At 73.5% G+C, this 9,712-nt stretch carries 11 protein-coding genes; 1 reads left to right on the forward strand and 10 read right to left on the reverse strand.

From position 1 onward, the window contains the following. Positions 1–7: 7 nt before the first annotated feature. Genes ACTT8P_RS15355 through ACTT8P_RS15370 form a run of 4 tightly spaced genes read right to left on the reverse strand, consistent with a single transcriptional unit; the run spans position 8 to position 3,970 of the window. Positions 8–1,012 carry an ABC transporter substrate-binding protein gene (locus ACTT8P_RS15355; protein WP_442832190.1) on the reverse strand — a complete coding sequence of 335 codons (1,005 nt, stop codon included), beginning with the start codon at positions 1,010–1,012 and terminating at the stop codon, positions 8–10. Next, positions 1,009–1,848 (reverse strand): ABC transporter ATP-binding protein, encoded by an 840-nt coding sequence (locus ACTT8P_RS15360; RefSeq protein WP_442832191.1) that lies wholly within the window; start codon positions 1,846–1,848, stop codon positions 1,009–1,011. The genes ACTT8P_RS15355 and ACTT8P_RS15360 overlap by 4 nt, the downstream gene beginning before the upstream one ends. Then, complete coding sequence (locus ACTT8P_RS15365) at positions 1,845–2,921, reverse strand: FecCD family ABC transporter permease (protein ID WP_442832192.1); 1,077 nt, start codon at positions 2,919–2,921, stop codon at positions 1,845–1,847. Before ACTT8P_RS15365 ends, ACTT8P_RS15360 begins: the two co-directional genes overlap by 4 nt. After that, complete coding sequence (locus ACTT8P_RS15370; protein ID WP_442832193.1) at positions 2,918–3,970, reverse strand: FecCD family ABC transporter permease; 1,053 nt, start codon at positions 3,968–3,970, stop codon at positions 2,918–2,920. The genes ACTT8P_RS15365 and ACTT8P_RS15370 overlap by 4 nt, the downstream gene beginning before the upstream one ends. A gap of 23 nt (positions 3,971–3,993) precedes the next feature. On the opposite strand from ACTT8P_RS15370, the gene ACTT8P_RS15375 reads away from it, so the two are divergent. Beyond that, positions 3,994–4,836 (forward strand): siderophore-interacting protein, encoded by an 843-nt coding sequence (locus ACTT8P_RS15375; RefSeq protein WP_442832194.1) that lies wholly within the window; start codon positions 3,994–3,996, stop codon positions 4,834–4,836. Positions 4,837–4,884: 48 nt separating this feature from the next. Here ACTT8P_RS15375 and ACTT8P_RS15380 read toward each other — a convergent pair whose 3' ends face one another. The 6 genes from ACTT8P_RS15380 to ACTT8P_RS15405 all read right to left on the reverse strand — a co-directional run. Continuing rightward, positions 4,885–5,664, reverse strand: coding sequence for an enoyl-CoA hydratase/isomerase family protein (locus ACTT8P_RS15380; protein WP_442832195.1), 780 nt, complete (start codon positions 5,662–5,664; stop codon positions 4,885–4,887). After that, the gene (locus ACTT8P_RS15385; RefSeq protein WP_442832196.1) at positions 5,661–6,914 is read right to left on the reverse strand and encodes a cytochrome P450; all 1,254 of its coding nucleotides are present in this window, start codon (positions 6,912–6,914) and stop codon (positions 5,661–5,663) included. Before ACTT8P_RS15385 ends, ACTT8P_RS15380 begins: the two co-directional genes overlap by 4 nt. A 98-nt stretch (positions 6,915–7,012) precedes the next feature. Then, positions 7,013–8,371 carry a cytochrome P450 gene (locus ACTT8P_RS15390; protein WP_442832197.1) on the reverse strand — a complete coding sequence of 453 codons (1,359 nt, stop codon included), beginning with the start codon at positions 8,369–8,371 and terminating at the stop codon, positions 7,013–7,015. Positions 8,372–8,381: 10 nt separating this feature from the next. Further along, on the reverse strand, positions 8,382–8,912 hold the full coding sequence (locus ACTT8P_RS15395) for a GTP-binding protein (RefSeq protein WP_442832200.1): 531 nt from the start codon (positions 8,910–8,912) through the stop codon (positions 8,382–8,384). A 66-nt stretch (positions 8,913–8,978) separates the two neighbouring features. Next, complete coding sequence (locus ACTT8P_RS15400; RefSeq protein ID WP_442832198.1) at positions 8,979–9,371, reverse strand: DUF742 domain-containing protein; 393 nt, start codon at positions 9,369–9,371, stop codon at positions 8,979–8,981. Further along, positions 9,364–9,712, reverse strand: a 349-nt coding sequence (locus tag ACTT8P_RS15405) for a roadblock/LC7 domain-containing protein (RefSeq protein ID WP_442832199.1), incomplete at its 5' end; no start/stop codon positions are given. The genes ACTT8P_RS15405 and ACTT8P_RS15400, both read right to left, overlap by 8 nt.

Genomic DNA, 9,712 nt, shown 5'->3' on the forward strand with positions numbered 1-9,712 from the left:
AGCAGGATCAGTCGGTGACCGGCTGCGCGTCCGTGATCCAGCCGGTGAGCCGCTCGATGTAGTCGGCCTGCGACACGTAGTCCAGCGCGGCGGAGACCCACGGCCGCACCTGGCCGGAGGTGAGCGCGGGGGCGTCCGCGACGGTGGGCTGCTTCTTCAGCTGCGCGGTGTCGTAGCCGGCCTGCTGGAGCAGCCACAGGTCGCCGCCGATCTGCCCGGCGTTCTCCCAGCTGTAGTTGCCCCAGTAGTAGCCCTCGGGCTTCGGCTCGAAGAACGTCACGCCGAGGTCGGCGAGCAGGTCGAGGGCCGGGTCCTCGTGCGCCTTGGCGACGCTGACGCCGTCGCTGTCGGCGTACAGCGCGGTCACCGTGACCGGGTTGGCGGCCACCGCCTTCTTCAGGCCGGCCGCGGCGGTGGCGTACCGCTGCTTCGCCTTGTCGACGGTCGCGGAGTCGGCGCCGAGCGCCTCGGCGAGCTTGGTGGTGCTGTCGACGACGTCGCCGCCGTCGCCGCCGAGCAGGACCGTGATGACCGGCGCGATCGCCTCGACCTGCTTCTGCTGGGCGAGATCCTTGAAGCCGTAGTCGGGCTGGGTCTTGTCGATGGTGCCCTTGGCGTCCGTCGGGTAGACCTCGGAGACGATGACGTCGGGCCGGGCCGCCGCCAGCTTTTCCAGGTCGATCTCGCCGTAGGCGGTGCCGATCTGGGTGATGCCGGAGGTGTTCAGGTCGTCGAAGCGGGCGTCGTCCTTGATGGACGAGTAGCCCCAGGACGCGACCGGCTCCAGGCCGTAGTGCAGCAGCGGGACCACCTGGTCGTTGATGCCGGCCACCCGGGTCGGGGCCTGGTCGAGGGTGACGGTCTTGCCGAGGTCGTCGGTGAAGGACCAGGAGCCCCCGGAGGCGGCGGACTTAGCGGTGTCCGAGCCGGACGACTCGGAGGAGCAGGCGGTCAGGGCGGCGAGGGCGGCGACAGCGGCCGCTATCGGGAGGAGGCGGGGGACAGCTCTCATGGTGTGGCGTTGCTCCTAGTCTCACGGGGGGCGGGGAGGGCGACCGGGGCGTCGTTCTCCTCCGGCAGCACGAGCGGGGTGCCGGTGACCGGGTCGGGGATCACCCGGGCGCGCAGTCCGAACGCGCGCGCCAGCAGGTCCGGTTCGAGTACGTCGTGCGGGGCGCCGTCGGCGAGCACGCCGCCGTCGCCGATGACCACCAGACGGTCGGAGTAGCGGGCGGCGAGGCCGAGGTCGTGCAGGACCATCACGACGGTGGTCCCCGACTCCCGGTTCACCCGGCGCACCAGCCGCAGTACGTCGAGCTGGTGGGCGAGGTCGAGGAAGGTGGTCGGCTCGTCCAGGAGCAGGGTCGGCGCCTGCTGGGCGAGGACCAGGGCGATCCAGGCGCGCTGCCGCTGGCCGCCGGAGAGTTCGGTCACCGGGCGGTCGGCGGCCTCGGTCAGGCCGGTGTCGGCGAGGACCCGGTCGACCACCGCGTCGTCGGCGGGGGTCCAGGGCCGGGCCCAGCTCTGGTGCGGGTTGCGGCCGCGCATCACCAGGTCGCGCACGCTGGTGCCGGGCGGGGCGACCGGGTTCTGCGGCAGGATCGCCAGCCGGCGCGCGACCGCCCGGGACCGCTGCCGCCTGAGCGGCTCGCCCTCCAGCAGGACCGTGCCGGCGCTCGGGGCCAGCAGCCGTCCGAACGCCTTCAACAGGGTCGACTTGCCGCACCCGTTGGCGCCGAGCAGCGTCGTGACGGTGCCCGCCTCGATGCCGAGGTCCAGTCCGCGCAGCACGGTGCGGCCGTCGTAGCCGAGGGTCACGCCCCGGGCTTCAAGGACCGGAGCGGTCACGTCGTCAACTCCTTGCGGTTGCGCAGCAGCAGCCAGATCAGACAGGGCGCGCCGAGCGCGGTGGTCACGATCCCGACCGGCACGTCCCACGGGAAGACGGTGCGGGCCAGCGTGTCGGCGGCCAGCACCAGACAGCCGCCGGTCAGCCCGGACAGCAGCAGCGGGGGACGGGTGGCGCCGGCCGCCCGTACGGCGATCTGCGGGGCCACGAACGCGACGAAGCCGACCGGTCCGGCCGCCGCCACCGAGGCCGCCGTCAGCAGCACCGTCAGCAGCAGCACCACCAGCCGGTGGAGCTGGACCGGCAGTCCGACGCCGCGCGCGATCTCGTCGCCGAGGTGCGACACGCTCAAGGCCGCGCTGCCGGCCAGCGCGAGCGGGACGAGGACGGCGACGACGCCGAGCAGCGGCCACACCCCGTCCCAGGAGGAACCCGAGACCGAGCCCACCAGCCACTGCGAGGCGGCCGTCACCTGGGTGATCCGGGCCTGCGCGAGCAGATAACTGGTGCCCGCGTCCAGGACCGCCCCGACCCCGATGCCGACCAGCACCAGCCGGTAGCCGTGCACCCCGCCGCGCCAGCCGAGCCCGTACACCAGCGCGGCGGCCAGGATCGCGCCGAGCGCCGCGACGGCGGGCACGCCCGCGCCCAGCAGCGCGCCGCCGACGCTCTCTCCGCCGCCGCCGATGACGATCGCGGCGACCGCGCCGAACGACGCGCCGGAGCTGACGCCGACGACGTCGGGGGTGGCGAGCGCGTTGCGGGTGACGGTCTGCATCAGGGCCCCGGCGACGCCGAGCGCGAGGCCGACCAGCGCGCCGGTGAGCACCCGGGGCAGCCGCAGGTCGACGACGATGAGCCGCTCGACGGGGTCGCCGCGGCCGATGAGCGCGCGCAGGATGCCGGGCACCCCGACCTCCGAGCCGCCGACCGCGATCGCGGTGACCACCAGGGCGAGGGTGAGCAGCAGCGCGGCGCAGGTGACGGCCAGCACGCGGGGGCGCCAGGCGAAGCCGAGCGGGCCGACGAGCAGCCCGCGCCGGGCTTCTTGGGTGGCGGACGCGGTGCTCACAGGCTCACCAGCGACCGGCGCCGGGCCACCGCCACGAAGAACGGTCCGCCGAGGACGGCCAGCACGATGCCCACCTGGATCTCCGCGAAGCCGCCGATCAGCCGGCCCACGATGTCCGCGCCCAGCACCAGCAGGGCGCCGGTCAGCGCGGCGGCGGGCAGCAGCCACCGGTGGCCGGCCCCGACCAGCGCCCGCGCCAGGTGCGGCACGACCAGGCCGACGAAGGCGATCGGCCCGGCCGCCGCCGTCGCGGCGGCGGTGAGCAGGGTGATGGCGGTGAGCCCGACCGCCCGGGCCACGAGCAGGTTCTCGCCCAGGCCGCGGGCGAGTTCCTCGCCGAGGGCCAGGTTGTCCAGGGCGCGTACGTTGAGTGCCGCGAGGACGAGTCCGGCCGCCGCGAACGGCACGGCCGCCCAGATGTCGTCGAGTTGCCGCCCGGACAGCGAGCCGACCACCCACAGCTGGTAGCTGCGCAGGCTCTCCCGGTCGGCCAGGGTCAGGAACGAGGTGAACGCGCCCAGCAGCGCGGAGACCGCCGTACCGGCGAGCGCCAGCGGCACCGGGCTCGCGGTGCCGCTGCCGGCCACCGTGACGGCGAACGCGGCCAGGCTCGCCACCAGCGCGCCGGCCAGCGCGAAGCCGACCGAGGCGGCGCCGCCCGACACGCCGAACGCGACGATGCCGAGGACGACCGCGAGACCGGCGCCCGCCGAGACGCCGAACAGGCCGGGGTCCGCCAGCGGGTTGCGGGTGTGGCCCTGCATCACCGCCCCGCCGACCCCGAGGCACACCCCGACCAGCAGGCCGATGACCGTACGCGGCACCCGGGAGCCGTAGACGACGGCGGCGTCGGTGCCCGACCCCGGGTGCAGCAGGCCGTGCAGGACCGCGGCGGGCGCCAGCCGGTTGCTGCCCAGCAGAACGCTGGCCAGGCAGCAGAGGGCGAGCACCGCGCACAGGGCGAGGAGGGCACCGGCGCGGGAGGCGCGGGTGGGCCGCGGCCGGCGTGGCCGGCGGGCGGCCTCGGTCGGCGTCGTGGCGATGATCACGAACTTAGCTTAGCCTAACCTTCATGACCTCCAGCAAGCGTCCGAGCCGCCGCGATCCGAGACTCTTCCCCGCCACGGTCGTGCACAGCGCCCGTCTCACGCCGAACATGCACCGGGTGACGGTGCGCGGCGAGGCGCTCCGCGCGTTCCCGTGGGGCGGCTACGACCACTGGTTCCGGCTGTTCTTCCGCTATCCGCACCAGGAGCGCTTCCACGCCCCCGAGGTGGAGGCCGAGACCTGGTGGAAGCCGTTCCTCGCGATGCCCGACGAGACCCGCCCCTACTGCGCCAACTACACGGTGGCCGGCTTCCGCGCCGAGGCCGGCGAACTCGACATCGACGTCGTCGTGCACCGCGGCGCGGACGGCGAGATCGAGGGCGGCGTCGCGGTGTGGGCGTGCGCGGTGCGGCCCGGCGAGGAGATGGCCCTGCTCGACCAGGGGCTGATGTGGGACGCGCCGGCCGACGCCGGCCGGGTGCTGCTGGTCGCCGACGAGAGCGGGCTGCCGGCCGTCGCGGGCATCCTGCGCTCGCTCGCCGAGGCCCCGAAGCCGCCCGCGGTCCGGGTGCTCCAGGAGGTGCCGGCGGACGCCGACCGCCGGGCCGGCCTGGTCTGCCCGCCCGGCACGCACATCGACTGGATACCGCGCGCCGACCCGCACGCGGTGCCCGGCACGGCGGCGCTGGCCGCGCTGCGCGACCACACCGACGTGGACCCGGGCGGCTACGCCTTCGTGGTCGGCGAACAGCGACTGGCCGCCGAGGGCCGCCGCCATCTGCACCGGGCCGGCCTGCCCAAGGACCGCATCACGTTCTCCGGCTTCTGGAAGAGCGACCGGCACCCGGCGGACCGCGCCCAGGCGTGAGCGGAGCCGCGAGCCTCTCCGGGGGGAAAGAGGCCCGCGGAGCGCGGGTCAGCCGGCCGGCCGCCGGGCGGCGACCTGGCCGAGGTGGGAGCTGAGCAGATGCGCGTCGAGCAGCGCGATGTCCGCCGTGCGGTGCGCCCGCGCGTAGCCGGTGAGCATGCGTTTGGTCAGGACCAGCGCCTCGGGGGAGCGCCGGGCGAGGGATCTGGTCCAGCCGTCGACGGCGTGGTCGAGCCGGTCCAGCGGGACGGACTTGTGCAGCAGGCCGAGCCGGTGGGCCGTCTCCGCGTCGAACACGTCGCAGGTCAGCATGAGTTCGCGGATCCGGGCGGCGCCCGCCTCGGCGATCAGCCGGCCCATCGCGCCGCCCCAGGCCGGTGGCAGGCCGAGCCCCACCTCCGGCATCCGGAACCGGCAGTCGTCCGCGCCGGCCCGCAGATCGCAGTAGGCGGCCAGCGCCAGGCCGGCGCCGATCACCTTGCCGTGCAGCCGGGCGACGGTGACGGCGTGGCACTCCTCCAGCGCCCGGCACAGCCGCTGCGCCTTGTCGAGCAGGCGGCGCAGGCTCGCGTCGCCGAGGGCGGCCTCGTACTCCGTGCGGTCGGCGCCGGAGCAGAAGTCGGGGCCGGCCGAGGACAGCACCAGGACCCGCAGGTCGGGCCGGTCGTGCAGCGAGTCGAGCAGGGCGAGCAGATCGTCGACGACGGCGGTGCTCAGGGTGGGGTCCGTGCCGTGGGGATCCAGCAGGACGCGCAGGACGGGGCCGTCCTGGGTGACGTCGACGGCCTTGAAGCCGGTGACGGGGGCGGATGCGGGTATGTGGTTCATGCGAGGGCGACATCCAGGCTCAGTAGGCGCCGGAAGACCACGCGCGGGGCCCGGGGCGGGCGCCGTACGAGGGTGAGGCGGGGCAGACGGGTGACGAGGCGGCGGAGCAGGGTCTGGGCTTCGAGGCGGGCCAGCGGGGCACCGAGGCAGTAGTGGATGCCGCCGCTGAAGCCGAGGTGCTGGGCGAAGTTGCGGGAGAGGTCGAACCGGCCGGGGTCGGGGTACCGGGCCGGGTCGTGGTGGGCGGCGCCGACCATGAGGTGGATCATCTCGTCCGCGCGGACCTCGAAGCCGCCCAGGACGCGGTCGGTGGCGGCGACCCGGCTGATGACGTGGGTGGGCGGGTCGTAGCGCAGGGTCTCCTCCACGAAGGCGGGGACCAGGTCGGGGGAGGCGGTCAGCGGATCGCGGCGCCCGGGTCTCTCCGTCAGGAACAGCACCATCGTCGAGAGCAGGGTGGACGTGGTCTCCAGGGCCGCGAGGAGCACGAACAGGGCCAGGAAGTAGACCCCTTCGTCGGCCTTGTCCCGGTCCGGCTCCAGCGCGTCCCAGGTGCGTATCCAGCGGGAGACGGGGTCCTCGCCGAGATGGGTGCGCCGATGCCGGATCAGGTCCAGGAAGTACGTGCGCAGTTCGGCCAGCGCCACGTCGGACCGGGTGAGCTGGCTGGCGGACGGCAGCAGTTCCTGGGTGAAGACCTGCTCGTGGGTCAGGTCGCGCAGCCGGTCCCAGTCCGCGGCCGGCAGCGCCAGCCAGCTGCCGACGGTGGCGATCGGCAGCCGCTCGCTCACCAGCGCCGCGAAGTCGGCCTCGCCCTCCTCGCGCAGTCGCGCGCTGAAGGAGTCGAGCAGACCGTCGACGATGCCGTCGACGGTCCGGCCCAGTTCCTGGATGGTGCCGCGGTCGAACGAACCGGCCGCGCGGCGCACCCGGGTGTGCTCCGGCGGGTTGAGCGCGGGCAGCGTGTTGCTGATCTCCCGCGACGACGGCGCGCTCCAGCGGGTGCGCGGCCCCTGCCGGGCCCGCCACTCCTTGTCCGGCTCCAGCCAGCCGTTGTCGCGCAGCACCGCGGCACACAGGTCGTAGCCGGTGACGAGGTGACCGCCCCAGGGGGCCGGGCTGACCGCGCCCCTGGAGCGGAGCTTCTCGTAGAGGGGGAACGGGTCGGCCTGGCCCTGCGGGGTCCGCAGGCGAGAGAAGAGCGCGACGGCGGTGCGGCGATCGGTGGATGGGGTGGAGAGACTCCCCATGATGGCAGCTCCTTTCTCAGCAGCAGCCGCCATACGTACCCGGAAGATGATCACTACATCCAATAACCGTCTGTTCTCACAGGGTTACTTGCGTCACGTCACTCGCCCTTGATCCACGCCACGAAGTTGCTGAAGAGGCCCCCCTTGCGCTGCGGCGCGGCGGGGGCCGCGGGCCGGGCGGCGGAGACGGTGTGCTGCGGCTGGACCGAGGCGGGGGCCGGCCGGCTCGCGGCCGGCCCGGCGGCGGCGGGCGCCGAGCGCGGCGTGAACCGCACCGGCAGGGTCACCAGGCACCGGCTCCACGGCGCCGGAATCCACGGCAGGTCCGTGAACGGGACCCGCAGTTCGACGTCCGGCAGCCGGTTGAGCACGGCCTCGACGGCGGTGACCGTCATCTGGAACGCCGGATCCTTGGCGGGGCACGCGTGCGGCCCGGCGCCGAACGCCAGGTGCGCCTTGCTGAGCTGCTCGCGGTGCCGCTTCAGCTTCGGGTCGGTGTTGGCCGCGGCGAACGAGATCAGGATCGGATCGCCGGCCCGCAGCGTCCGGCCGGCCAGCTCGACGTCGTGGGTCGGGTAGTGCCCCGCGTAGTTGGCGATCGGCGCGTAGTCCCACAGGGTCTGCACGACCGCGTCCTCGACCGGCAGACCGGAGCGCCACTCCTCGCTGAGGTAGAGCGCCGCGCTGGTGCCGATGGCGGCGGCCAGCGGCGCGGTGCCGCCGGACAGCAGCGTGACCAGCTGGTGCAGCACCTCCTCGTCGGTCAGCTCGGCGGAGTGCTGCATCAGACGGGACGTCAGATCGTCGCCGGGCTGCCGACGCTTGAGCGCGATCAGCTCGGCCAGCGCGCCGCCCAGCACCTCGTCCGCGCCGGGCGTGCCGTCGAAGATCCCGCTGATGCCGACGACGACCCGGTCGCCGATCTCCGGCGGGCAGCCGAACAGTTCGCTGAAGACCAGCAGCGGCAGCGGCTGGGCGTAGTCGGCCATCAGGTCGGCCTGGCCGCGCGCCGTGGTACCGAACTGGCTGATCAGGTAGTCCGCGGACTGTTGGGTCTGGCGGACGAACTGGAGTTCGTCGATGGTGGCCAGACTGTCGGTGACCGCCCGCCGCAGCCGGGCGTGCGCCGCGCCGTCGCTGAACAGCGCGTTGGGCCGGTAGCCCATCATGGGCAGCGCCGGGCTGTCCTCGGGCACCCGCCCCTCGTTCAGCGCGTTCCAGCGGCGGGAGTCACGGACGAACCAGGCCGGGTTCTGGAGGAAGTACAGGGCCTCGTCGTAGCCGGTGACCAGCTCGACCTCGACGCCCGGCGCGATGTCGACCGGCGCGCTCGGGCCCATCGAGCGCAGCAGGTCGTAGTGGCGTTCGGGATCGGAGCCGAAGTCGCCCCCGAACAACTGGACATTGCCGTGCGCGGGGCAGCCGGGCGGTATCTCGGGGGTGTTGGACTGCTGCATGCCGTGGCTCCTAGCCGAAATGGGTCATCAGGTGTTCCACGAGGGCGATCAGCGCCTTCGCCGACGACTGGCTGTCGCGGACGTCGCACTCCACGACCGGGGTGTCCGCGGGCAGGTTCAGCGCCTCGCGCACCTCGTCGAGCGGGTAGGCGGCGGTGTCGTCGAAACGGTTGACGCCGATGGCGTACGTCAGACCGAACCGCTCGACCAGGTCCAGGACGGCGAAGCTCTGGTCCAGCCGCGAGGGGTCGACGATGACCAGCGCGCCCAGCGCGCCCCGGGACAGCGCCTCCCACATCTCCTTGAAGCGCTCCTGACCGGGCGTTCCGAAGAGATAGAGGACCAGCGTGTTGCTGAGCGTGCGGCGGCCGAAGTCCATCGCCACCGTGGTGGTGGTCTTGTCGGGGACGCCCGACAGGTCGTCGAAGCCCGCGCTGGCCTCGGTGATGGTCTCCTCGGTCTTCAGCGGCTCGATCTCGGAGATGGAGCCGATGTAGGTGGTCTTGCCCACCCCGAAGTGGCCCACCACGAGGACCTTCACGGAGTGGGAGACGTCCGGGTTCAGGTACTCCGGTGACTGGGCGGCATCAGTTGTGAGTGTCACGGGTCACGCTCCGAATTGGTTTCTCAGGCCGTCGAGCACAGCGCTGAGCAGTTCGCGGTCGACCCGTTCGGCGCGTGGGATGGGCTTTCGCACCAGGAGGAGACCGTCGTTGTCCAGCTGCGCCACCAGGATGCGCACGATGCCCAGCGGCAGCCGGGTGTGGGCGGACACCTCGGCCAGGGACAGGAAACCGTCGGCGACCAGGTCCGTGACCCTGCGTGCCTCCGGGGACAGCGCGCGGGTCGCGGCGACCGGCGCGTTCTGGGCGGTCACCAGCGTGGTGTGCTCGTACTCGTGGTCCGGGGGCAGCGCGCGCCCCTCGGTGATCACGAACAGGGGTACTAACGACGACGTGAGTTCCGGTCCCTCGTCGGGGCCGCCGGGTGCGTCATGCATCGCCGGACCTCCCCGCACCGGTCGCACCGCTCGCGGCCAGCGACGGCACCGCGTCGGCCAGCCGCGCGGTGAACCGGTCGATGTCGCAGTCGGGCGCGGCGGAGGCGGCCAGGAAGGCGCCGTCGCCGGCCGCGATCAGGAAGATCCAGCCGTGCTCGAACTCGATGACGGTCTGCCGCCACTGGAAGTCCGGGTCGCCCACGAACTGCGCGGTGGCCCGGCTGTACGCCTGGATGCCGGTCATGGCCGCCGAGATGGTGTCGGCGAGGTCCTGCCCCATGCCGGAGGTGGCGCCGCGCGGCAGCCCGTGCGACCCGAGCAGTACGGCGTGCCGGGCGCCC

Origin of the sequence: Streptomyces sp. JW3, from assembly GCF_052216785.1 — a bacterium.
GTDB lineage: Bacteria > Actinomycetota > Actinomycetes > Streptomycetales > Streptomycetaceae > Streptomyces.

Excerpts from the sequence above, each read along its gene's own strand:
- ACTT8P_RS15355 (WP_442832190.1), bottom strand. The coding sequence starts at position 1,012 with ATGAGAGCTGTCCCCCGCCTCCTCCCGATAGCGGCCGCTGTCGCCGCC.
- ACTT8P_RS15375 (WP_442832194.1), top strand. The coding sequence starts at position 3,994 with ATGACCTCCAGCAAGCGTCCGAGCCGCCGCGATCCGAGACTCTTCCCC.
- ACTT8P_RS15380 (WP_442832195.1), bottom strand. The coding sequence starts at position 5,664 with ATGAACCACATACCCGCATCCGCCCCCGTCACCGGCTTCAAGGCCGTC.
- ACTT8P_RS15385 (WP_442832196.1), bottom strand. The coding sequence starts at position 6,914 with ATGGGGAGTCTCTCCACCCCATCCACCGATCGCCGCACCGCCGTCGCG.
- ACTT8P_RS15390 (WP_442832197.1), bottom strand. The coding sequence starts at position 8,371 with ATGCAGCAGTCCAACACCCCCGAGATACCGCCCGGCTGCCCCGCGCAC.
- ACTT8P_RS15400 (WP_442832198.1), bottom strand. The coding sequence starts at position 9,371 with ATGCATGACGCACCCGGCGGCCCCGACGAGGGACCGGAACTCACGTCG.